This window comes from Enterococcus sp. S53 (assembly GCF_016516865.1).
GTDB classification, from domain to species: domain Bacteria; phylum Bacillota; class Bacilli; order Lactobacillales; family Enterococcaceae; genus Enterococcus_D; species Enterococcus_D innesii.
In genome coordinates this window covers 509,349-530,863 of record NZ_JACVUH010000001.1, presented here as the reverse complement: position 1 = coordinate 530,863, position 21,515 = coordinate 509,349, and the positions used below count along the sequence as shown (strand labels likewise).

The 21,515-nt window shown below is 43.6% G+C and carries 20 protein-coding genes and 2 other annotated features; of the genes, 12 read left to right on the top strand and 8 right to left on the bottom strand.

Annotated features, from left to right (window positions below; all coding sequences use genetic code 11):
* Positions 1-60 precede the first annotated feature (60 nt).
* Genes IAE45_RS02600 through IAE45_RS02590 form a run of 3 tightly spaced genes read left to right on the top strand, consistent with a single transcriptional unit; the run spans position 61 to position 4,273 of the window.
* The gene (locus IAE45_RS02600; RefSeq protein ID WP_200124801.1) at positions 61-1,893 is read left to right on the top strand and encodes a beta-glucoside-specific PTS transporter subunit IIABC; all 1,833 of its coding nucleotides are present in this window, start codon (positions 61-63) and stop codon (positions 1,891-1,893) included.
* Positions 1,894-1,940: 47 nt separating this feature from the next.
* Positions 1,941-3,404, top strand: coding sequence for a glycoside hydrolase family 1 protein (locus IAE45_RS02595; protein WP_200124799.1), 1,464 nt, complete (start codon positions 1,941-1,943; stop codon positions 3,402-3,404).
* A gap of 20 nt (positions 3,405-3,424) precedes the next feature.
* The gene (locus IAE45_RS02590; protein ID WP_077454460.1) at positions 3,425-4,273 is read left to right on the top strand and encodes a PRD domain-containing protein; all 849 of its coding nucleotides are present in this window, start codon (positions 3,425-3,427) and stop codon (positions 4,271-4,273) included.
* A 66-nt stretch (positions 4,274-4,339) separates the two neighbouring features.
* Here the strand turns inward: IAE45_RS02590 and IAE45_RS02585 are convergent, their stop codons facing one another.
* A complete protein-coding gene (locus IAE45_RS02585; RefSeq protein ID WP_074931717.1) occupies positions 4,340-4,705 on the bottom strand; it encodes an HIT family protein in 366 nt (121 codons plus the stop codon).
* 209 nt (positions 4,706-4,914) lie between these two features.
* Here IAE45_RS02585 and IAE45_RS02580 point away from each other — a divergent pair, with 209 nt between their 5' ends.
* The 4 genes from IAE45_RS02580 to IAE45_RS02565 all read left to right on the top strand — a co-directional run bounded on the left by IAE45_RS02580 (position 4,915) and on the right by IAE45_RS02565 (position 7,793).
* Positions 4,915-5,895: an aldo/keto reductase gene (locus tag IAE45_RS02580; protein ID WP_200124797.1), complete on the top strand. Its 981-nt coding sequence runs from the start codon at positions 4,915-4,917 to the stop codon at positions 5,893-5,895.
* Between the two features lie 75 nt (positions 5,896-5,970).
* Entirely contained in the window at positions 5,971-6,375 is a 405-nt protein-coding gene (locus tag IAE45_RS02575; RefSeq protein WP_096741333.1) for a MerR family transcriptional regulator, read from the top strand.
* 67 nt (positions 6,376-6,442) lie between these two features.
* A complete protein-coding gene (locus tag IAE45_RS02570; protein WP_200124795.1) occupies positions 6,443-7,003 on the top strand; it encodes an NAD(P)H-binding protein in 561 nt (186 codons plus the stop codon).
* Positions 7,004-7,169: 166 nt separating this feature from the next.
* Positions 7,170-7,793 carry a YitT family protein gene (locus IAE45_RS02565; RefSeq protein ID WP_200124793.1) on the top strand — a complete coding sequence of 208 codons (624 nt, stop codon included), beginning with the start codon at positions 7,170-7,172 and terminating at the stop codon, positions 7,791-7,793.
* 46 nt (positions 7,794-7,839) lie between these two features.
* On the opposite strand, the gene IAE45_RS02560 is transcribed toward IAE45_RS02565, so the two are convergent.
* The 4 genes from IAE45_RS02560 to IAE45_RS02545 are packed head-to-tail and all read right to left on the bottom strand — an operon-like array spanning position 7,840 to position 10,919.
* Positions 7,840-8,604 carry an ABC transporter permease gene (locus IAE45_RS02560; RefSeq protein WP_200124791.1) on the bottom strand — a complete coding sequence of 255 codons (765 nt, stop codon included), beginning with the start codon at positions 8,602-8,604 and terminating at the stop codon, positions 7,840-7,842.
* Positions 8,601-9,512 (bottom strand): ABC transporter ATP-binding protein, encoded by a 912-nt coding sequence (locus IAE45_RS02555; protein WP_200124789.1) that lies wholly within the window; start codon positions 9,510-9,512, stop codon positions 8,601-8,603. Before IAE45_RS02555 ends, IAE45_RS02560 begins: the two co-directional genes overlap by 4 nt.
* Entirely contained in the window at positions 9,509-9,736 is a 228-nt protein-coding gene (locus tag IAE45_RS02550; protein ID WP_074931695.1) for a PLD nuclease N-terminal domain-containing protein, read from the bottom strand. Before IAE45_RS02550 ends, IAE45_RS02555 begins: the two co-directional genes overlap by 4 nt.
* Positions 9,729-10,919: a helix-turn-helix domain-containing protein gene (locus IAE45_RS02545; protein WP_200124787.1), complete on the bottom strand. Its 1,191-nt coding sequence runs from the start codon at positions 10,917-10,919 to the stop codon at positions 9,729-9,731. Before IAE45_RS02545 ends, IAE45_RS02550 begins: the two co-directional genes overlap by 8 nt.
* A 170-nt stretch (positions 10,920-11,089) precedes the next feature.
* Here IAE45_RS02545 and IAE45_RS02540 point away from each other — a divergent pair, with 170 nt between their 5' ends.
* Positions 11,090-12,241, top strand: coding sequence for a glycerate kinase family protein (locus IAE45_RS02540; protein ID WP_200124785.1), 1,152 nt, complete (start codon positions 11,090-11,092; stop codon positions 12,239-12,241).
* A gap of 74 nt (positions 12,242-12,315) precedes the next feature.
* Here IAE45_RS02540 and IAE45_RS02535 read toward each other — a convergent pair whose 3' ends face one another.
* Positions 12,316-12,654, bottom strand: a complete 339-nt coding sequence (locus IAE45_RS02535; RefSeq protein WP_081118037.1) for a RidA family protein — start codon at positions 12,652-12,654, stop codon at positions 12,316-12,318.
* A 268-nt stretch (positions 12,655-12,922) separates the two neighbouring features.
* On the opposite strand from IAE45_RS02535, the gene IAE45_RS02530 reads away from it, so the two are divergent.
* The gene (locus IAE45_RS02530) at positions 12,923-15,487 is read left to right on the top strand and encodes an HAD-IC family P-type ATPase (protein ID WP_200124783.1); all 2,565 of its coding nucleotides are present in this window, start codon (positions 12,923-12,925) and stop codon (positions 15,485-15,487) included.
* A gap of 16 nt (positions 15,488-15,503) precedes the next feature.
* Here IAE45_RS02530 and IAE45_RS02525 read toward each other — a convergent pair whose 3' ends face one another.
* Positions 15,504-16,955, bottom strand: a complete 1,452-nt coding sequence (locus tag IAE45_RS02525; RefSeq protein ID WP_200124781.1) for a helix-turn-helix domain-containing protein — start codon at positions 16,953-16,955, stop codon at positions 15,504-15,506.
* Positions 16,956-17,348: 393 nt separating this feature from the next.
* On the bottom strand, positions 17,349-17,618 hold the full coding sequence (locus IAE45_RS02520; RefSeq protein WP_200124779.1) for a hypothetical protein: 270 nt from the start codon (positions 17,616-17,618) through the stop codon (positions 17,349-17,351).
* Between the two features lie 269 nt (positions 17,619-17,887).
* Positions 17,888-18,102 (top strand) — a binding site (T-box leader).
* Positions 18,103-18,168: 66 nt separating this feature from the next.
* Positions 18,169-18,413 (top strand) — a binding site (T-box leader).
* Positions 18,414-18,471: 58 nt separating this feature from the next.
* Here IAE45_RS02520 and trpE point away from each other — a divergent pair.
* The 3 genes from trpE to trpD are packed head-to-tail and all read left to right on the top strand — an operon-like array spanning position 18,472 to position 21,491.
* Positions 18,472-19,878 carry an anthranilate synthase component I gene (gene trpE, locus IAE45_RS02515; RefSeq protein ID WP_200124777.1) on the top strand — a complete coding sequence of 469 codons (1,407 nt, stop codon included), beginning with the start codon at positions 18,472-18,474 and terminating at the stop codon, positions 19,876-19,878.
* Complete coding sequence (locus tag IAE45_RS02510) at positions 19,859-20,437, top strand: aminodeoxychorismate/anthranilate synthase component II (RefSeq protein ID WP_200124775.1); 579 nt, start codon at positions 19,859-19,861, stop codon at positions 20,435-20,437. Before trpE ends, IAE45_RS02510 begins: the two co-directional genes overlap by 20 nt.
* A gap of 19 nt (positions 20,438-20,456) precedes the next feature.
* Positions 20,457-21,491, top strand: a complete 1,035-nt coding sequence (trpD, locus tag IAE45_RS02505; protein WP_200124773.1) for an anthranilate phosphoribosyltransferase — start codon at positions 20,457-20,459, stop codon at positions 21,489-21,491.
* The last annotated feature ends 24 nt before the right edge of the window (positions 21,492-21,515 follow it).

Sequence of the window (21,515 nt, the reverse complement as noted above, 5' to 3'; positions counted from 1 at the left end):
CTGCCTGCTTTTTTCTTTGTTTGGCCAACAAAGGAAAACTAATTAAAGGAGAAGAAAATTATGAATGTAAAAGAAACGGCAACTGCCATCGTTGAGTTGATTGGCGGAAAAGAAAATATCGCACATTTGGAACATTGCTCCACCCGCTTGCGCTTTACTTTAAAAGACAATAGCCTCGTACAAAAAGATGCCTTGGAAAAAGTCGCTGGTGTGATTGGTGTGCGACAAAATGTCCAATGCCAAGTCATCATCGGCAATGATGTCGTCGAAGTGTATGATGAGGTGATGAACGTGTTAGGTCATGAGCTAACAGCGGATGGAGGAAGTGAAGCGAAACAAAAACAATCGTGGGGGGCGGTCCTGCTTGATTTTATTATCTCGATTTTTCAACCGTTGATTCCAGCGGTCGCTGGTGGGGGCGTCTTGAAATCCTTACTATTACTTGCTTCTGTCACTGGATTGATGGACAATACGAGCCAGACGTATCAAATTTTGAATCTGATCGGTGGCGCACCATTGTATTTCTTACCGATTTTAGTGGCGATCACCACGGCAAATAAATTAAAGGTCAACCAATTGGTGGCGGTTTCCGCTGTCGGTGCCTTGATTTTGCCTGAACTAACGACACTATTGACAGATGGCGCATCCTTCATGGGCTTCGGTTTACAAAATATCGCCTATGCGTCACAAGTATTTCCAGCAATTTTAACGGTTTTATTTTACGCTCAAATTGAAAAGCTGTTTACCCGAATCTCACCAAAACCGATCCGTATCTTCTTTGTTCCGATGATGAGCTTAGTTATTACGGTTCCAGTTGCTTTATTGATTTTAGGCCCATTAGGCTTTGAAGTCGGAACGATTTTCTCAGCAGCGATCATTTGGCTGTATGCCCATTTAGGTTGGGTGGCAACAGGGATCTTAGCCGCTGTTTTACCATTGATGGTGGTTACCGGTATGCACAAAGCCATGATTCCTTATGCTGTTTCGTCCATGAGTGAGATGGGGGCAGAACTGTTATACTTGCCTGCCTCATTGGCACATAACATCGCAGAAGCCGGTGCTTGTTTTGCGGTGAGTGTTCGAACCAAAGACCAAAAACTTCGTTCAACCGCTGTTTCTGCAGGCATCTCCGCCCTTTTTGGGATCACTGAGCCTGCTTTGTATGGGGTAACGATCCTGCATAAACGAGTGCTTTACGGCGTGATGGCTTCCAGCCTAGTTGGTGGTGCAGTGGCGGGGTTGTTTGCCATCAAGGCCTTCGCATTAGTTGGTCCCGGTCTAGCAAGTATCACTATGTTCGTTGATGAAGCCAACCCGATGAATCTTGTGTGGGCTTTGGTCACGTTAGGGGTATCCTTTGCTGTTTCCTTCGTCCTTGTCCTTTTCTTATTCAAAGACAAAGTGGTAGAAAATAAGACGACTGTTGCCGATCCGAAAGCCGAAGTATTGAGTAAACCAGTAGAAGGCCAAGTGGTAGCTTTATCTGAAGTCAATGATGAAGTCTTTTCAAGCGGTATGATCGGAGAAGGGTTCGGGATCATCCCGACGTCTGGCGAATTGATCGCACCAGAAGATGGCGAGATCACGATGCTGTTTGAAACCAACCATGCGATCGGGTTAAAAACCCGTAATGGCGCAGAATTGCTCTTTCATATCGGCTTGGATACCGTTCAATTAGAAGGCAAACACTTTACCCCTTACGTAAAAGCGGGGGATCAAGTGAACCAAGGGCAACCCCTGATCCAATTTGATCTCGAGGCTATCAAAGCAGCTGGTTTTGATCCAATCGTGATCTGTGTGGTCACCAATCAAGAAAACTTTACGGTCAAAACGATCGAATCAACCGATGATCAAAGCGACCATGGTGTCCTATCGATTGCACCGCTCGTCTAAACAAATGAGCAATGCAACAAAAACAATGTAAAAAGGAGATTGAACAAATGACTAAAACAACTTTTCCAAAGGACTTCTTATGGGGCGGCGCTATCGCCGCAAATCAAGTAGAAGGAGGTTGGGATCTTGGCGGCAAAGGTTTGTCGGTGGCAGATGTAGCGACTTACAAACCGCATGTCGACGTGAAAAACTATGCAGCACACATGAGTGTGACTGTTGATGCCGTCAAAGAAGCAATGGCGGATCAAACGGATACCATTTATCCAAAGCGCCGAGGGATCGATTTCTATCATCGCTATCCAGAAGATTTGGCTTTGTTTGCGGAAATGGGCTTTAAAGTACTGCGCCTGTCGATTGCGTGGACCCGCTTGTTCCCAACCGGGGAAGAAACGACACCTAATCCAGAAGGGATCGCTTTTTACCGCAGTGTCTTCCAAGAAATGCAGCGCTTGGGGATCAAACCGATCGTAACGTTGTCTCACTATGAGATGCCGCTCGCGCTGAGCTTGAAGTACAATGGCTGGGTGGAACGCAAAGTGATCGATGACTTTGTCCGCTTTGCGACCGTCTGTTTTGAAGAATTCGGGGAATACGTGGAGTACTGGTTGACCTTTAACGAAATCGACAGTATCCATCGTCATCCCTTTACGACAGCAGGCCTCATTCCTGAGCAATCAGAAGCTGGCAAGGAAGAGCAAGATGTGTATCAAGCCCTTCATCATCAATTTGTGGCCAGTTCATTAGTGACCAAAATCGCCCATGAGATAAATCCTGACAACAAAGTCGGCTGTATGATCACGAAGTTGATGACCTATCCATTGACTTGTGACCCACTGGATGTTGAATTGACCTTAAAGAAAAACTTAGAAAATGATTTCTATGCAGACGTTCAAGTCAAAGGTGCTTATCCGCGAATGATTGAAAAAGATCTGGAAAAACGCGGCATCAAGATTGAAATGGCACCAGAAGACCGCCAAATCTTAAAAGATCACACCGTTGATTTTCTCTCCTTTAGCTATTATATGTCTATGGCTGAATCTGGTGATCCAAATGCCGAACGGACGCCAGGTAATACAGTTTTAGGAGTAAAAAATCCCAAGCTGCCATCAACTGAATGGGGCTGGCAGATCGATCCTAAAGGCTTGAAAATCTCCTTGCTTTCATTGTATGATCGGTATCAAGTGCCATTGATGATCGTTGAAAATGGCATGGGGGCCATTGATATCCTCGAAGATGGGCACGTGCATGATCCGTATCGGGTCGATTATTTCAAGGCACATTTCAAACAAATGAAGGAAGCCATCGATGAAGGGGTCGATTTGATTGGTTATACTTCATGGGCACCGATCGATCTGGTCAGTGCGGGGACTTCACAAGTGACGAAACGCTATGGCTTCATTTATGTGGATGCCGATGATGAAGGTAATGGCAGTTATGACCGTTTGAAAAAAGATTCCTTCGACTGGTACAAAGAAGTGATCGCCACCAATGGCGCAAGTTTGGCAGAATAAACAGTGAGGAGCGAGAGTGCATGATTTACATCAAGAAAGTCTTAAATTCAAGTGTCGTACTTGTTGATAAGGAAGGCCAAGAAATGATTGCACTTGGGAAAGGGATCGGCTATGGAAAAAAAGTCGGCGACAGCATAGCCGATACCCAGATCGATCAAGTTTTTCTGCCGATCGATGAAAAAAAATCGGGTCAGTTTGCCGATTTGGTGGATGAGATTCCGTTGTACTATTTTGAAATGACCAAAGAAATCGTTCAGCTAGCGCAAAAAATGCTGCCATATCCGCTAAATTCAACGATTTACCTCACCTTATCGGATCACTTGCACTTTGCTGTGGAACGTCAGCAAAAAGGCTTGAGTGTGACGAATCGGCTCTATTGGGAAATCAAGAATTACTATACGGAGGAATTTCGAGCCGCCGAACAGGCACTACGTTTGTTGAAAGAGCAGTATCAAATTGATCTACCAGAAGAAGAAGCCTCCAATATCGCGTTTCATTTGATCAATGCCCAGTCGAACACCGAGGAAAATCAAGATGGGCTGAAAAAAGCCAAATTGATCGGGTTGATCGTCAATATGGTGCGCTACTCGATCCAGCAAGACGTCAACACCAATTCGATCCATTACAATCGCTTTATTACCCACGTGCGTTTCTTCGTTGACCGGTTCTTTTTGGATGGTCTGCTGCAAGAAGAAGATGAAGGACTATACCGTCAAATGTGGGCTCTTTATCCAAATGCTATGGAGATCGCGACAAAAGTCAAAGCCTATATCGATAAAGAATACCAAACGAAGATCCCTGTCAATGAAATCGTCTATCTAGGCGTTCATATCAATCGGTTGATGAACCATTCAGCGATCAATTCCTAAGCGTCCTTATTTTAACAAACCCAAACAAGCCGTTTCCCTTCACTGGAGGAAACGGCTTGTTTGGGTTTAGTAGGCTTGCATGTTAGGAATCACGCCTCGAACGCCACCTTTTGGCTGCTCCACGTCGCCTTGGTAACGTGGGATCAAATGACAATGGCAATGAAAGACCGTCTGTCCAGCAGCCTCCCCACAATTGAAGCCGATGTTGAAGCCGTCTGGTCGATAGGTTTCCAATAAATAGGCTTTGCCTTCCTGCAACAAGGCCTGCAAGTCTTGTAATTCCTCTTGGGTGAGGGCAAAATAATCCCTGCGATGCGCTTTGGGGATCAATAGCAGGTGTCCAGGGGTGACGGGGTATTTATCAGCGATCGCATAAAAGCGTTCGTTTTCAATGATCGCATGTTTTGAGGCAGTACAAAAAATACAAGTCAAAATCTTCCGCTCCTTTTTTATCAGCTAGATAGCGAATCGATACTTGGTTTTAGTTTACCAAAAGCTGATTTAAAAGAATACACAATGCTAATGAAATGGCATTTTGGATCATTTGCGAGTAAAATAAAAAAAGTTTATAGATTCACTTGACTTAGAGTGCACTTCAACCTGTATGCTTAGTGTAACTTAAAAAACAGGAGGACGTACAAATGGACTATGTAAAATTTGGCAATACAGGACTAGATGTGTCACCTTTGTGTTTAGGGACAATGGGATTTGGCGATCCCAACAGCGGCTTTCATGAGTGGGTCTTAGAAGAAGACGATAGTCGTGAAGTCATCAAAAAAGCCTTGGATCTAGGCATCAACTTTTTTGATACGGCAAATGTTTATTCTTATGGAGCGAGCGAAGAAATCGTCGGTCGAGCATTGTATGATTTTGCGCCCCGGGATGAGATCGTGGTTGCGACAAAACTATATTCTAAAATGAAGCAGCGACCTAACAGTGGAGGCTTATCCCGAAAAGCGATTTTTTATCAAGTCGAGCAAAGCTTAAAACGCCTGCAAATGGACTACATTGATTTGTATATCATCCATCGTTGGGATTACCACACGCCAATTGAAGAAACCATGAAGGCCTTACATGATTTGGTGGTTTCTGGAAAAGTGCGCTATATTGGTGCATCCGCGATGTATGCTTGGCAATTTGCCAAAGCGCAAGCAGTCGCTGAAAAAAATGGCTGGACCAAATTTGTTTCGATGCAAAATCACTTGAACTTGCTTTATCGAGAAGAAGAGCGAGAAATGATGCCCTTGTGTGCCGATCAAAAAATTGCCGTGACGCCGTATAGCCCATTGGCAGCCGGACGTTTAACAAGAGATTGGGGTGCAGAGACCAAGCGGTACTTAACGGATAAAACCGCCAATCAAAAGTACGACAAAACGATGGAACAAGACCGGGAGATCGTGGCGCGGGTCGCACAAATTGCTGACAAACACCAAAGCAAACGGGCGCAAATCGCCTTGGCTTGGTTATTACAAAAAGAACAAGTGGTCGCACCAATTATTGGCGCAACAAAAGAAAGCCACTTATTGGATGCATTACCAGCCCTTGACTTGAAGCTGACAGCCGAAGAGATTGCGTATTTGGAAGAACCTTACTTGCCTCATGCAGTGGTAGGGGCGGTATAACGAGTAACAAAAGGGCTTCTGGCTCGTAGCATACAAAACGATCAAGGAAAAAATGCAAAACAAGGAAGTGAAGCCATGAATATCAAAAAAGTCAGTGAACTGAGCGGTGTCTCGGCTGATACCATCCGTTACTATGAAAAAATTGGGCTGATTCCGCCGGTCAAACGCAATAAAAACGGTGTTCGTGAATTTGATGATGACGACTTAAAGTGGATCACGTTTGCAAGGCAAATGCGCAATGCTGGATTATCGATTGAGGGTCTAAGTCATTATCTGGCTTTATTTGAAGAAGGACGAGAGACGGTTCCTGAACGAAAGCAGCTCCTAGCAGACCAAATAGCGGTACTGAGGGAGAAAATCTCTGATATGACGGAAGCTGTCGAGCGCTTAGAATACAAACTTGAACATTATGATGAGCATGTTTTACCGACAGAAGAACGATTGCGTCAACGAAAAGCCAATTTAGTCACTAAGTCTTAATGACTGAATTTGTTGCAATGGAAACCAGAAGCATTCTGCATAATACAATCGAAAAGAAAGGAAGCTTATGAAACAACTTGCGATTTTAGGTGCTGCTGGGACGATTGGGCAGCTGACACGTAAAAAAATTTTAGAAAGAACCAATTTATCCCTGGTACTTTATGCTCGTCGTGCAAAGGAGCGTTTGCAATCAGCAGATCCAGAACGTGAGACCATCATAGATGGTGACTTTCTGGACTTGGGTCGACTGGTTCGCGCTTTTCAAGGATGTCAGTATGTTTGTCTGACGGACATTCACGATCCGCGGGCAACGCTACGGGTGATCGAAGCAATGAAATTAGCAGGCGTCAAAAAGTTGATCAGTATTGCACCAGAAAGAAACCTGTGTCAGCCAGAGGCATTAAAGCAATTGGCAACCTCATCTGATCTTTCCCTTCCCCCAAAAACGCATCAGCTGCTTTTGCAGCAAAAAAATCGGTTGATGTCCTATCATTTGATTGCGGGATCAGAATTGATTGTTTCCTTTGTCCATTTGCCGTCAGAGAAGGAACGCATGGCGCAGCGAAATGCCTGGCAAAAAGCGATCGCAGATGAGATTCTGGCGATATTTCATGGTTGTGCTGCATAAGGCCACCTTCTCTGGTGAAAAAAACCAAGAATACTTTCTTGAAGGTCAGAATCAATTTTTTCATGTTTTCATGAAAAAATTGGTTCTTTCTTTTAGTATTTTTTTGATAGAATAAACAGAAGCTTTTCTACATAAAAATAGGTGCCAGATTGAAAGGAGAACGTTGATGGACTCATTAATCAAAAAAAATCTTGCTTTATTGCTTGGGGTGCTGTGGATTTGCATTGCTTTAAATTTTTTTCTGTTACCTCATAGCATTGCTTCTGCCGGCGTTGGTTCGATTGGGTATCTTATTGAAACTGGATGGTCCATTAATCGGCACATCATTGTCTGGGGCATCAATTTATTGATGCTAGCCCTTGCGTTTTTACTTTTGAAACGAGAGGTCTTTGTCAATACGGTTATCGGTAGTTTGTCATTTCCCGTTCTACTGGCGCTTTTACCGGAAATCATGGTACTGCGCTTTTATTCCATCTCATTGATTTTAGGTAGTTTCTTCTTTAGCTTTGGCATCTTTTCGCTCTATAAAATTGGTGCTTCTAACGGTGGCGTAACGATCCCACCGCTGATTTTGGAAAAATACTATGGCATTCGCAGATCTAGTGGGGTTTTCTTAACTAATTTGATCATCATCTTGCTGAACCTTTTGATCTTTTCTTGGCAAGAAGCGCTTATTTCTGCCTTTTCAATTTACTTGATTGCCTTCTTCATGCGGCTTTTCATGCGGCTCGAGCAAAGAATGCAGGCTAAAAAATCTATTGAAGTCCAAGAGACAGCAAAAGTTGAGTAAAATAGCAGTAACAAAACATCGATGCAAAAATCTGCACCGATGTTTTTTAATATTTTCTTTTTCTTAGAACAGCTATGGCACCAGTCAAACAAGCGATGATCAAAAAGCAAGTTAACAACAGTGCTGGCAGCAGTTCCCCTAACTTGATTTGGTCGGTTAAGTAGTTAGGAAATTGGCTGGAAAGGGAGTAAGGGTTCCAATTTGTTAATTGACTCCACAGATTGCCTAACATGCCCATCAGATAACAGACACCAAGAAACAACAGTCCTTGATAGATACTTTTAGCAAAGCTAGAACCCAGGAGCAGGATGCTGATTGCTAATAAACCGAAGAGCCAATAGCTGACCAAAGCGCTAGGGACTTGAACAGCGCTGTCATCATGGAAATAAATCATCGTATAAAAAGCACTGACACTGGCACTTAGGACGAAACTCAAAGACCAAAGGATCGATAAATAGCAAGCTTTGGCTAAGACGATCGTGGTTTTCGGTAAGCCTTTCGTGATCAGTTGAATAAAGGTGCCATGACTGATTTCGGCGGAGATCGTATCGGTAAAAAGAATCACAAACACTAGTAACCCGATCGTGCCGATGTTGCTGTAAAACTGAAGCCATGCATCGATCGAAGTCGGATCAGCAATCGTGATTTCAATCGATTCCGGCATCATACTGGCCATCAGATCAGGCATGATTTTGGCAGTAAAGGGAGAAAGCATACCTATCAGGGCAAACAGGATCAAGCAAATCAACAATTTCTTGCTGCGAAGACCGCCGAGAAACTCTTTCTTTAAGAAAACAAGAAACGTCTTCATTTGATCACCTCCAAATAAATCGCCTCTAACGTTGGTTCGATTCGTTGAAAGGATTCAGGTACTATCTGTTGTTCATTGAGCAATCGCAGCAACTGCTTTCCAACATTCGTGTCAGCAGTTTCGTCGATCAATAATTGATTGTTCTTTCTTTTCGCCGCAATGCCGTGGGATGCTAACACATTGGCAAATTTCACATGCTCACCTTCGTCGGCAAAGACAATCCCAAAGGCGGTTTTTCGATAACGGTTTTTTAAGGAATCCATCGTTTCAAATGCCAGGATCTGGCCTTTGTGCAAAATCGCAATGTAATCTGACAGCTGCTCGACATCTGCAAGAATATGTGATGAAAAAAGAACCGTTGCTTCTTCTTTGATTTTTGCCAATACATCAAGAAACGCTTTGCGACCTAAAGGGTCTAGTGCGGATGTTGGTTCATCGCAGATCAAGATGGCCGGGCGATTGATCAGAGCTTGGGCTAACCCGAGACGCTGTTTCATACCACGAGAAAAGCCAACGATTTTTTGTTTCGAAGCTTCTAGACCTACCAATTCTAAGACTTCTGTTACCCGCTGAGGTTGAAAAGGTTCTTGATTGGGCTGGATTTTCCCGCAGAAAGTCAAATATTCTGCAGCTGTCATAAAAGAGTAAAATTGCGGCACGTCTGGCAGATAGCCGATCCAGCGATTGGTCTTGGCTGAGCCAAATTGCACCGGTTCGCCACAAACGGTGATTTCTCCTTCATCAATGGGGAGTAATCCTAAAATCGCCTTCATGGTCGTTGTTTTGCCGGCACCATTTTCTCCGACAAAACCCACAACGCTGCCCTTTGGAACCGAAAAGGTTAGGTCTTGTAGCACTTGTTTGTGCCCAAAACGCTTGGATAAATGATTGATCTCGATCATCTTCATTGTTGGTCCTCTTTTCCGAAAGCAAAATAAAGGATAGGACCAATCAGGCTAATACAACATGATATTAAAAGCCATAACGTGCGAGAGCCAAATTTAAACTGTTCCTGCTTTAAAATATCCCGAACTGACAGGACGATTAAGACCAGTTGTAAGATAATTAGGGGAATCAGTATGGGCAAATAATCAGCCATATTGTTTGGAATATTTAGTTGAACACTATCCATGGGAATCACTCCTTTGGGAATTAGATGCTTGCTCAGCTAGTTTGCTCAAGCGCTGAAATAGTTCTTTAAATGGGGGTTTTTCTTGATACGGTTCAAATAATGGTGTGAACTGCGCGATTTCGAGAAATTGTTTTTTGACACTACCTGAGTTACGCGGGATCTGACTACCTAATTCTAATTCACTGATCCACTCATCGATATCGTTAAAATAATCATCCCCTTTTAAAACGATTTCTTCAGGTGTTGTTGCTATCGTTTTGACGTACTTTTCTAATGCATCTGCTAGTAAGTCCTCTTTTCCTAAAGCGGCAAAAGAAACCATTCCAGCGGCTAAAAAGTTCAGCACAGAAATAGGATGCAGCTGGGTCAGTTGGAAATGCTCAATGAGTGCTAATCCACGTTCGAAGGTTTTTTCCATTTTGTTTTCATCATGAGTGAGCATTGCCAAATAATTCGTCAGTAAGCTCATAAAAAGGATCAAGTATTGATAAATCGCACTTTGCGTAACGATCTCAGCTTGTTGCAACTGATTTTTTTGCTGAAATGCTGCGGCAATCAACGGTTCGCTAGGTAAAAAAGTCGGCGTTTTCGTGCCAAGGATCGCCAAGACCTCATCGGGCTTGTTTCTCATCAGCAGACAATAAGCATCGATCTGTTTCGCTTGTTGGGCCAGCTCACTGTCTCCTTGGTCCATGATCCGTTGGTACAGGGTTTCTGCTTCCTTCAAATAGGTGTTTTTCTTCGCTTCCATTAGAGCGTTTTCGTAAGTTTGTCCTTCTGGGATGCTTTCTACAGGGACATCCGGCAGTAGATCCCAATGATTTAAGTAAAAGGATCCCATTTGTAATAAGAACGGATAACAAGAGTAATACCGTTTGGTAAAACTTTGAGCAAGAGCGAGAACTTCCGTCGATGTTTTTGTTTGGAAGGCGTCTTTTAATAGTTGGTAAATCCGTTGAATCTCTTTAGGGGATAGCTGCGAGTCCAAAATCAATAATTCATCGACGCTGCAATCAAAATACGCTGCTAATAAGGGCAGCGAGGTGATATCTGGATAAGACTGTCCCGTTTCCCATTTCGAAACGGATGCTTTGGACACATTCATAAACACTGCTAATTCTTGCTGGGTAATACCTCGTTGTTTTCTTCTCCGAGCGATTTCCTCGCCAATTGGTAAGTCCATAGTGCACCTCCGATAGGTTTGTTTGGTATACTTCTATCATAAGAGGAGAAGGGATGACTTACAATGGATTGCTAGTTAATTTTTGGTTGATTTAATTAACTAAAGGTTGATTATAAGACAAAGTATTCCAATCTTTGGGAAAGAGATGGTCGTAAATGAGAGGTAGAAAAATGAAAATTGTAGCAGCGATTGATTCCTTCAAAGGAAGTGCCACTTCCGCAGAATTAAATCAAGCGGTCTTAAGCGGCTTCTCAGACCAGTGGGAAAAACGCAGTATTCCCATCGCTGACGGGGGAGAAGGATCAATGGCAGCAGTCATTGCTGCGCTGGGAGGAAATTACGAAACGGTTTCAGTGACCGCGCCATTAGGCGGTAAGTTGCAAGCTCGTATATTGATCACAAAAATCAAGGAAGAAAAAATAGCCCTGATTGAATCTGCAGAAGTGATTGGGTTGCAACTCGTGGAACCTAGTGATGAGACCACCCGCAATAGCTCTTCTTTTGGGTTAGGCCAAATGGTCTTAGCAGCTTGCAAGAAAGGAGTGAAAAAAATTTACCTGACCCTTGGCGGTAGCGGCACTTCTGATGGGGGCGTAGGCTTTTTACTTGCGTTAGGAGCAAAAATCACAACAAATGGGCAAATGGAAAAAAATCCATTGTTGCAAACAGATGCATTAAAACTCAGCGAGTTGAATCCTCTACTTAAGCAAATTGAATTGTTTGCCTTAGCTGATGTAACAAATCCTTATTCAGGTGAACAAGGATTTGCGCCGGTTTTTGGTCCGCAAAAAGGGGCATCCAAAGAAACGATCCAGCAGTTGGATCAGCAAGCAAAGCGTTTGGCTGAACACATCAAGCAAACCACGGGGACCGATCTGGAAGTCCCTGGTGCTGGTGCGGCAGGGGGGCTTGGTGGTGCTGTTCGTTTGGCAGGTGGTCAATTGGTTCCAGGATTTGCGACGATCGCTTCATTGATTGGATTTGAGGAAAAAATCAAAGGCGCAGATTTGTTGATCACCGGTGAAGGGCGCATCGATGGGCAAACCGCTGGGGGAAAAGTACCCTATGGCGTCGCGTTGCTCGCCCACAAACATCAGGTCCCAGTCGTTGCCATCTGCGGCTCTCGAAGCGACGATCTAGGAAAACTGTCGCAACTCTTATCTGCCGTCTTTTGTATCCAGCAAGGTCCGATTTCGTTGACAGAAGCGATGGAGAAAAAGCGAACCTTAGTGAATGCTCAACAGACTGCTCAAGCGATCGCTGGTTTTGTGGAGCAGTGGCAAAAAAAGATCGAATCAGACATTTCAGAAGGGACTGAATAAGAAGATGACACCAAAAAAACTTCGTACAAAAGGCAGCAGCCGGTACGAAGTTTTTTTGGTGTTTTTCTCTATGCTTAAGCCATGGTAGCTTGTGCTTCAATCTCTACTTTAAATTCAGGTGCAACCAATCCGGCGACGATGACGAGACTCATAGCCGGTTTGTTTTCTGCCAAAATAGCTGTAAACGCCGTACGGACAGCAGATAAGTAGGCAGCATCCGTTAAAAAGACGGTCATTTTGACCACTGATGACCAAGACAGTTGATTGGCTGATAAATGCTCTTCGATTTTCTTCAAAACGATGGCTGCTTGTTCTTGTGGGTCCTCAGGTGTGGCTCCGTCTTGCGACGGCGTTTGACCAGAAATGAAAAGAAATGGTCCTTGAGCGATTTTTGTATCGGTATAGATTGCCATTTATTTGGCTCCTTTCTTTTATCTTGCCTTTGGATGATGGGACAGATAGCAATTGATTGGGTGTGTCTTAGTTTACTTGATTCCACCTGCAAAAACAATCAACAAACGTTTTCTGTTGGTTTTGTGAAACCACGGGACGAAGCCGCCCTTCCCCTTTAATAAAAACACTCATTTTTTTCAGGCTCCACTGAAATTATCGCCAGAATTTTATGGTTTCAATGTCTTATACTATGTTCAGATCAAATAAATAAACAAGGAGGAAAAAAATATGAATTGGTACAAAAACACAACAGAAGAACTATTACACACGTTGCAAACAACACGGCAGGGCCTTTCCTCCGAAGAACGCAACCAGCGTTTAGCAAAGCAAGGTGAAAATAAAATTACTGAGGCAGCGCAGATCCCCACATGGAAGAAAGTCGGCAAGCACTTTACCGACTTACTGATGTTGGTCTTGATCGTCGCAGCCGTCTTAAAAGGGATTTCTGGTGATTATATCGAAAGCGGCATTATTATGGCGGTCGTCGTCATCAATGGATTCGTCGGCTACTGGCAAGAGCGCAAAGCCCAAGAATCACTGGATGGATTGAAGCAGTTCATGGGGCAAGAAGCAACGATTTATGTTCACGGCCGCAAGAAGAAAATTGCTGTTTCTTCCTTAGTAAATGGAGATTTAGTCGTTTTAGGACCAGGAGATGTTGTACCAGCTGATATGCGCTTGATCGAAACCCATGATCTTGTGATTGAAGAGTCGATTTTAACTGGCGAATCTGAGCCTGTTCAAAAAATGACCGAGCCTATTACTCAAGAAAGTACGATTGGCGACCAGCGGAACATGGCGTTTTCTGGTACCCATGTAGAAAGCGGAACTGCCAGCGGGATCGTCGTTGAAACAGGCGACGATACACAAATCGGCCAGATCAATCAAGCAATTCAGTCTGTGAAAGCGCAAGAAACCCCGTTGATCAAAAAAATGAAGCAATTGAATCACCAAATCTTTAAAGGCATTATCGGATTAGTGATTTTCTTGATCTTCTTTACTACCTTCCGCTACGGCTTTGATCTTGATCTCTTGTTCTCATCAGGTATTGCATTAGTTGTAGCAATGATTCCTGAGGGCTTGCCAGCCGTGCTGACCATGATTTTATCGATGGGTGTCAAGGAAATGTCTGAGGAGCAAGCAATCATCAAAACGATGCCATCAGTGGAGACGCTAGGTGCCATGACGGTGATTTGTTCAGATAAAACAGGAACCTTGACAAAAAATGAAATGACGGTTGTCGATGTCTTGGTTGAGTCGAACGTGGATAAAGAAATGGTGCTTGATATCATGGCAAATTGTCAGGATTTGAAGCAGGATGAAGGACAAAAGGCTGCGGATCTCGTTGGAAATCCAACCGAAAAAGCCTTGTTGCAATACGCAGAATCAGCGCAGCAACCATTACGTAAAACAGTCAATAAGATTCCTTTTAGTTCCTCTTACAAGTACATGGCAACCCGTCATCAAAATCAAGAAGAGTCGAATGCCTCGGTAGTTTTTGTCAAAGGTGCGCCCGAAGTATTGCTTGAGAAAAGCCAACTGACTTCAGATCAAAAGAAATGGTGGTTAGATGAAAGTGCAAAATTAGCAGCGAAAGGGCAGCGGCTGATCGGCTTTGCGCATCTGACGCTGTCGGCACAGGAGTCCTTGTCCCACGAAGCACTCATCAATTTATCCTTTGTTGGGATCGCTGGCATCATTGATCCTCCGAAAGACAGTGCTATCAAAGCAGTAAAAGAGTGCTTGCAAGCGGGCATCCAAGTTAAAATGATCACAGGAAATCATGGCAAGACCGCTCAAGCCATCGGCAAGCAAATTGGATTGAAGCACACGAATCACGTGTTGGAAGGGCTGGAAATCGATCTGCTGTCTGAGGAGGAGTTGCAGCAAGCAGTCCAAAAGACAGATATCTTTGCTCGAACGACCCCAGAGCATAAATTACGGATCGTTAGTGCTTTGCAGGCGAATGAAGAGATTGTCGGAATGACCGGCGATGGTGTAAACGATGCACCAGCGCTGAAAAAAGCCGACATTGGGATCGCTATGGGAATCAAAGGCAGTGAAGTAACCAAGCAAGCAGCCGATATGGTTTTGGCAGACGATAATTTTCATACGATCGCCAATGCCGTCCGCGTGGGTCGTCGGATCTATGATAATTTGAAGAAAACCATCAACTTCTTCTTACCAACGGCCGTTGCACAAGGATTGATCGTTATTGCGGCACTCTTGTTGAACCGACCACTGCCACTGACACCTGTACAAATTTTATGGGTAAATATGGTGACAACCATCACGCTTTCATACGCACTCGGTTTTGAAAAGGCAAGTGCGGATGTTATGAATCGACCACCACGGCCAATCAAAGAAGGTATCTTATCTTGGTACAGTCTGTTCCGCATCTTCTATGTCTCGTTGTTAATCATGATTCCTTCCTACGTCTTAGCGATTCAGTTTGAAGGAACGGTCCTTCAGCAAAGCATGCTACTGCAAAGTATCGTCTTCGCCCAAGCGGTCTACTTGTTGAACTGTCGTGAGCTGGTAAAGCCGGCGTTGAATCGCCAACTCTTTGCCAATAAAGCACTCTTAGTCTCCCTGGCACTACTGATCGTATTGCAGGCAGCGATTTTCCTAACACCTATTGGACACCAGCTTTTAGGGATCGGTTCTTTGACGCTGATGCAGCAGTTGAGTATTGCAGCCAACGGGGCACTTCTTTTCACAGTCGTCGAAGGTGAGAAATTTATTACAAATAAGTTGCAAGGACGTCAAAAAGCTGCCCCAGTGAAACAATAAAGGCAGCTTGATGATTCTAGTGATAACTTAAATAATAGGTTTGAATGAGCTCAGTCACTTGATTGAGCTCATTTTTGGTTGGTACCATCGATAAATAAAAGACTGGGACAGGAGCATCATCTAATGGAAAATTTGATAAGACAAAATCAACGTCGATTGCCGATAGCCCATCTAGTTGACCTGGTTCGATGGCTGATAAAAGGATACGAGCTCCGAGAAAGTCATTCAATTCTTGTAAAAGGTAAGCTTTCCATGCCGGCTCCCCTTGAAAGACAAAGTATCCCTTTGCTCGGATAGGGTTGATGTGTAAAATTGCTTGTTGAATCAACAAGGTGGTGGTAGACCACAAAGGGAAACTCGTCTCCCTTTGGCTGCTTGTCTGCTCCTCTAAAAAGTCATGGATCGTTGCTTCGATCGGTAACGAATAGGGCTGATTCAGGCGCTGGATCTCGTGAAATTCTAACCCAAACCATTCTGAGAGTTTGGCAGACTCTTGCGTTTTGATCAAGAGCAGCAACAGATTCTCAATCAGTTGCGTCCCACTAGCGAGAGGTAGATGCAGCAAGCGGGCTAATTTTTCGACAAAATAGGTTGTTTTTTTATAAATGGCTTGATACGTTTCAAGGGTTGTTTGAATTGTTTCGGACCATTCATTATTGTAGTTCCAACTTTCTAAAAAGCAATAGAAGCTAAAGAAGTGTTCGCTGCGCTCTAAATAAACACCTTCTTTTTGATAGAGCTGACTTAATGGCTGTTGGAAAAGGCCATAAAGGGGATCATCTTCATTAAATTCGAAGGAATCAATGCGGCAATTGGCTTTGATACGGATTGAATTGATAAAAAACCAGCAAGTGCCGAAGATTTGTTCCACATCAATTTGCAGCTTGGCTTTTGCCAAGCGATCCAAGAAATGATAATAGTGGGACTCATGAATCGTATATTCCTCAAAAAAGTAATTGTTATGGGTATAAGGCAGTAAAAGACGATGGAAGAAGACGCGAATATTGATCTCACTTCCTTCAAAACGAATCACGCGATTTGTGATGCGAATCCGCAAAGAAAAATCCGTCAGACTTTTGTTTAATTTTGAGATATGCCGCCGCAGGGTTTCATAGGAAGTCCCTGTTTGGTTAAGAATCTCTTGGGTACGGAGTTCGCTAGAAAAAAGCAATGCTTTCATTAAAGAAACTCCGATCGATTGAGGAAAAAACGTTTCCCATAGCTGACTCATCAGCAATGGGCCATCATGGGTCAAAGCAAAGCCACTACTGGCAGCTTCGATCTGCCAACCATCAGGTAATTGTTGACGAATATAGGTTATATCAGAAAAAACCGTTCGTTCCGTCGTATTGATTAGTTCTGCCAAATGTTTGGCAGTGATTATTTTGTGATTGGCCAACTGTTCCAAGAGCAAGATCTGGCGCAACAAATCTTTCTCCGTAATGATTTTTTTCATCATCCCATCCATGACAAAAACTTCCTTTCCCACAAGTAATCAAAAGAACCGAGGTCTTATTCAAATAAGTTAGCTGTTGTTCTCTTGATTTTAACTTAAAGTTAAAGACTTGGCTATGCGAAATAATTGATCTGTTGCGGAAAATAAGCAAGCTTATTTAGTGGAAAGGTGTAACGATTTAGAAAATTAGAAGAAAACGAACCGTATAATAGAACAAAAAAACTTCTTTGTGTGAGAAGTATAGTGATTATATCGAAGGAATCGTAAGATGATTAGCACAAGAAATGGACGAAGATCTGTATCCTCCGTCGACAAATGTTATTATTTGAAATGAAAAGATAACTAATACTAATAAACAAAATGCTTAATTATCGTTCATAAAATAAATGACTATATCTTTATTAGCTATATATCTATTAGATATTCATATTCTTTAAGTTTACGGTAGAGTGCTTGAGCTTCTTTTGTCAGTTTTACTTTGGAACCAAAACATTTTCTCTTACTAGAAGTTAAAAGTTTTCTATGAAGAGAATGATTGATAATTGTTTCAATTTCGTCTTGTTCTCGTTTAGATAAGCTAATGTTTTTATCGCCGTTTTTTATTGTAGAATAGGTATATTCCAAATAACTCATTTTATATATAAAAGCAGAGAATTCTTTTTTATCTACTATCATATAACCTTCCTTTCTTATTTACTCGTAGAAAGCATACATAAGTTCCTTTCCTAAAGCAAATTGCTTTTTTCATGCATTGGTGAAATGTCCGGGGATTTCTATGGAAAATGAAGAAAATGGCCTTTTTTTCTATGATTTATAGAAATTTTTCATAATTGTTAATAGTGAATAAGATTGATTTCAAGTATAATTTAAAAAATAAAAGAACAAAATGATCTTTTCCTGTTGACAGATCAGCAAAAGCCACGTAATATAACTACCAATAACTCATTAAGACCATACAAAAGAGAAGTATGAGGATGTTCGTCTTGCAGAGAGCTGATGGTGGTGTAAATCAGCAGATGGATGCTTCAGAAATGGACTTTTGTGTCGAAAGGCTGAAATCAGTAGGCTTTTTCCGGGAACTCCCGTTACAGAGAGCGATCGTTGATAGACGATCTAGAGAGAACCAATTGAGGTGGCACCGTGAGTAATCGCCCTCAGGCAGACAAGTTTGTTTGCGTGAGGGCTTTTTTGTTTTTTTCCCCCTCGATCAATGAGAAAAATAGCAACAAAATCAAACTAAGAGAAGTACTTGAATATTTTTGGCTACAGAAAGTCGGCGATGATGAGAGTCCGGTACCAAGAAATCAAGGAAATGGCCTTAGCCGATCATTTTTTGAACCCTTTTTTGGCAGTAGGAAAATGCGGGAACTCCCGTTATAGAGGAAGACCGTTGTTAGACGGTTGATAGAGATGAAGTTGTTTATTTGGGCAACTTCAATTGAGGTGGTACCGCGATCATTCGCCCTCAAGCAGACGTTTTTATGGCGTTTGCTTGAGGGCTTTTTGTTTACAAAGAAAGGAGCAGCTTATGTATCGAATGGAACGAATCAACAGCGATTGTTTGACACCTGTCTCATTGTTTTTACGGATTCAAGGGGCGCACAAATGTTTATTGGAAAGTATTCCCAGAGAAGAAGATACCGGACGCTATTCGATCCTTACCTTTGATCCCGTTCAGAAACTGACATTTAAGGATGGTGTTTTTCAAGTGGAGGATCTTTTGAAAAAAACGGTCAACAAGTATCCCTGCCAGGACCCTTTAAAAGAAATGGAACGATATGTAGTCAAAAAAGAAATCACCGCTTTACCGGATCTGCCGTTGCAAAGTGGGGCTATCGGGTATGCAGGCTATGATATCGCCGCTTGCTATGAAGACATTGGACAACTGCCCGCAGATGAATTGCAGGTGCCTGATATGGCCTTTTGGCTTTTCGAAACTTTTCTCGTTTTGGACCATCAGACGGAAACTTTAACGATCATTCTTGAAAATTGCTACAGCCAAAGAGGAACCGTCGAGATGGAGCAGGTACTGCAAGCAGTGAAGCAGCAGTTAAGGACACCAGTCGCCGCTGAGACCCGTGTATTGTCAAACGAAAAACTACATTTTACCAGCAATGTCACACAGCAAGCCTATGAAGCGATCGTTCAAGAGGCGAAAGCCCGGATTACGGCGGGAGACATGTTCCAAGTTGTTCCTTCGCAACGTCTGAAAGCGTCATTTAAACAAGAGCCCTTTGACTATTACCGCAAACTGCGAGTGACAAATCCTTCCGCTTACCTCTATTATCTTGATTTCGATCAAGGATTCAAAGTAATCGGTAGCTCACCTGAAAGCCTGATTCGCGTTCAAGGCGACGAAATCACCACAAATCCCATCGCTGGTACCCGCAAACGAGGGGCGACCAAAGCGGAAGACGAAGCTTTGGCAAATGAACTGTTGGCAGATGAAAAAGAGCGTGCGGAGCACCAGATGCTGATCGATCTTGGACGCAATGATTTAGGGCGGATCGCTGAACATGGGACGGTTCATGTTCCTTTATACATGGTGATCGAGAAATACCGCTATGTCATGCACATCGTTTCGGTAGTGGCTGCCAAGCGCAGAGCAGGTGTGACGGCAATGGATGCCTTGAAAGCAACCCTGCCAGCAGGCACGGTCAGCGGGGCACCAAAGATTCGTGCCATGACACGCATCTATCAGTGGGAAGCTGTTCGAAGAGGGGTCTATGCGGGAGCCGTTGGGTATTTTTCTCGTAATGATCAAGCGGATTTTGCCATCGGGATTCGGACAATGGTTTTGAAAGACGAGATCGCTTATGTCCAGGCAGGGGCGGGTGTCGTCTATGATTCTGATCCTTCATCTGAATACCAAGAAACATTACACAAAGCCAAAGCACTATTGGAGGTGTCAGCCAATGATTTTACTCGTCGATAATTATGATTCCTTTACGTATAACTTAGTCCAGCAATGTCCAGCGGATACGATCGTCTTGCGAAATGACGATCCAGAGCTTTTTATTGTTGCTAAAGAAGCAGATGGCATCATTTTTTCTCCAGGACCAGGACGGCCCGAAGAGGCAGGATTCATGATTCCTTTGATCAAAACTTACCAAGATAGCAAGCCGCTTTTAGGTATCTGCTTAGGGCATCAAGCCATTGGTGAAGCGTTTGGTGCCACAGTGGTCCAAGCACCAGCCATTATGCACGGCAAGCAATCGAGCCTTACGTATCAGAAAAAAGGCGTGTTCGAAACCTACCTAGGAAATATGACGGTCATGCGCTATCACTCGCTGGTCATTGAGCCAGCGACACTCCCAGCGGAATTTGAGGTATTGGCTGAAACAGAAGGGATCATCATGGCGATTCAGCATCGCGAAAAACCAATCGTAGGACTCCAATTCCATCCAGAATCAATGGGAACAAACGAGGGGACATTTTTCATAGAACAGTTTCTTGGACTCGTCTCAGATAATACAGCAAAAAACACAAGATGAAAAAAAGGAGGAATCGTAAATGCAAGCAATAAAAAAACAGCCGCCGCAACAAATCACTCAGCAATTATTTAATGGCCGTCATTTAAGTTATCAGGAGATGCGCCACTTTGCTCAAGGAATTTTAAGCGGGGTGTTTTCAGAAAGTCAATTGGGGGCAGCGTTAGTTGCGATGAAGATCAACGGCATCACAGCTGCCGAATTGACTGCTTTAGCAGAAATTATGTTAGAGCATGCCGTGACCTTTCCTTATGAAGGAGGAGACGCCATGGACAATTGTGGCACTGGCGGTGACCACTCTAATAGTTTTAATGTCTCTACAACGGCAGCCTTCGTTTTAGCCGCCGGGGGAATCACGATGGCAAAACACGGCAATCGCAGTATCTCTAGTCGTTCAGGCAGTGCCGATGTCTTAGCCTGCTTGGGGGTGTCGATCCAAGCATCACCAGAAAAAATCGCTGATCTATTGGCAACAGTCGGCATCGCGTTTCTCTTCGCCCCGTCGTTGCATCCGGGGATGAAAGCAGTGATGAAGATACGGCAAGAATTAGCAACACCAACGATTTTTAACCTACTCGGGCCCTTGATCAATCCTGTGCCATTGACCACTCAACTGATCGGTACCTACGCTGGTGAAAGTTTGGCAGACACTGCCCAAGCGTTAGGCAGTCTTGGTCGGCAAAGAGCAATGGTGATCCATGGATGCAATGGAATGGATGAAGCCAATTTGGCAGGTGAAACGGCGATCAGCTTTTATCAAGGAGGAGAGGTAGCCAATTTTTCTTTGGATCCACAAGCGTACGGCTTTACGCCAGCGCCGATCGAGGCGATCGTCGGCGGGGATGCCGCTCAAAACGCCGCGATCTTAACAGCAGTTTTGAAAAATCAACCTTCCGTTTATCTTGAGACAGTGGTCTTAAATGCAGGCTTAGGCTTTTACGCCAACGGCAAAGCCGCCACCCTAGCGGAAGGCTTTGAGATGGCACGAGCGTGTATCGCTTCGGGCGCCGCTTACGACAAACTGCAGATGCTGATTCGTCAGTCAAATAGTCAATAACTACGAAAGTTGTGAGGAGGAGAA

What these genes read in the sequence shown, in the direction of transcription:
- IAE45_RS02550 (WP_074931695.1), bottom strand. Translation starts at nt 9,736, where the DNA reads ATGGATAGTGTTCAACTAAATATTCCAAACAATATGGCTGATTATTTG.
- IAE45_RS02510 (WP_200124775.1), top strand. Translation starts at nt 19,859, where the DNA reads ATGATTTTACTCGTCGATAATTATGATTCCTTTACGTATAACTTAGTC.
- IAE45_RS02575 (WP_096741333.1), top strand. Translation starts at nt 5,971, where the DNA reads ATGAATATCAAAAAAGTCAGTGAACTGAGCGGTGTCTCGGCTGATACC.
- IAE45_RS02570 (WP_200124795.1), top strand. Translation starts at nt 6,443, where the DNA reads ATGAAACAACTTGCGATTTTAGGTGCTGCTGGGACGATTGGGCAGCTG.
- IAE45_RS02595 (WP_200124799.1), top strand. Translation starts at nt 1,941, where the DNA reads ATGACTAAAACAACTTTTCCAAAGGACTTCTTATGGGGCGGCGCTATC.
- IAE45_RS02600 (WP_200124801.1), top strand. Translation starts at nt 61, where the DNA reads ATGAATGTAAAAGAAACGGCAACTGCCATCGTTGAGTTGATTGGCGGA.
- trpE (WP_200124777.1), top strand. Translation starts at nt 18,472, where the DNA reads ATGTATCGAATGGAACGAATCAACAGCGATTGTTTGACACCTGTCTCA.
- IAE45_RS02535 (WP_081118037.1), bottom strand. Translation starts at nt 12,654, where the DNA reads ATGGCAATCTATACCGATACAAAAATCGCTCAAGGACCATTTCTTTTC.
- IAE45_RS02540 (WP_200124785.1), top strand. Translation starts at nt 11,090, where the DNA reads ATGAAAATTGTAGCAGCGATTGATTCCTTCAAAGGAAGTGCCACTTCC.
- IAE45_RS02525 (WP_200124781.1), bottom strand. Translation starts at nt 16,955, where the DNA reads ATGGATGGGATGATGAAAAAAATCATTACGGAGAAAGATTTGTTGCGC.
- IAE45_RS02560 (WP_200124791.1), bottom strand. Translation starts at nt 8,604, where the DNA reads ATGAAGACGTTTCTTGTTTTCTTAAAGAAAGAGTTTCTCGGCGGTCTT.
- IAE45_RS02580 (WP_200124797.1), top strand. Translation starts at nt 4,915, where the DNA reads ATGGACTATGTAAAATTTGGCAATACAGGACTAGATGTGTCACCTTTG.
- IAE45_RS02545 (WP_200124787.1), bottom strand. Translation starts at nt 10,919, where the DNA reads ATGGACTTACCAATTGGCGAGGAAATCGCTCGGAGAAGAAAACAACGA.
- IAE45_RS02590 (WP_077454460.1), top strand. Translation starts at nt 3,425, where the DNA reads ATGATTTACATCAAGAAAGTCTTAAATTCAAGTGTCGTACTTGTTGAT.
- trpD (WP_200124773.1), top strand. Translation starts at nt 20,457, where the DNA reads ATGCAAGCAATAAAAAAACAGCCGCCGCAACAAATCACTCAGCAATTA.
- IAE45_RS02565 (WP_200124793.1), top strand. Translation starts at nt 7,170, where the DNA reads ATGGACTCATTAATCAAAAAAAATCTTGCTTTATTGCTTGGGGTGCTG.
- IAE45_RS02530 (WP_200124783.1), top strand. Translation starts at nt 12,923, where the DNA reads ATGAATTGGTACAAAAACACAACAGAAGAACTATTACACACGTTGCAA.
- IAE45_RS02520 (WP_200124779.1), bottom strand. Translation starts at nt 17,618, where the DNA reads ATGATAGTAGATAAAAAAGAATTCTCTGCTTTTATATATAAAATGAGT.
- IAE45_RS02555 (WP_200124789.1), bottom strand. Translation starts at nt 9,512, where the DNA reads ATGAAGATGATCGAGATCAATCATTTATCCAAGCGTTTTGGGCACAAA.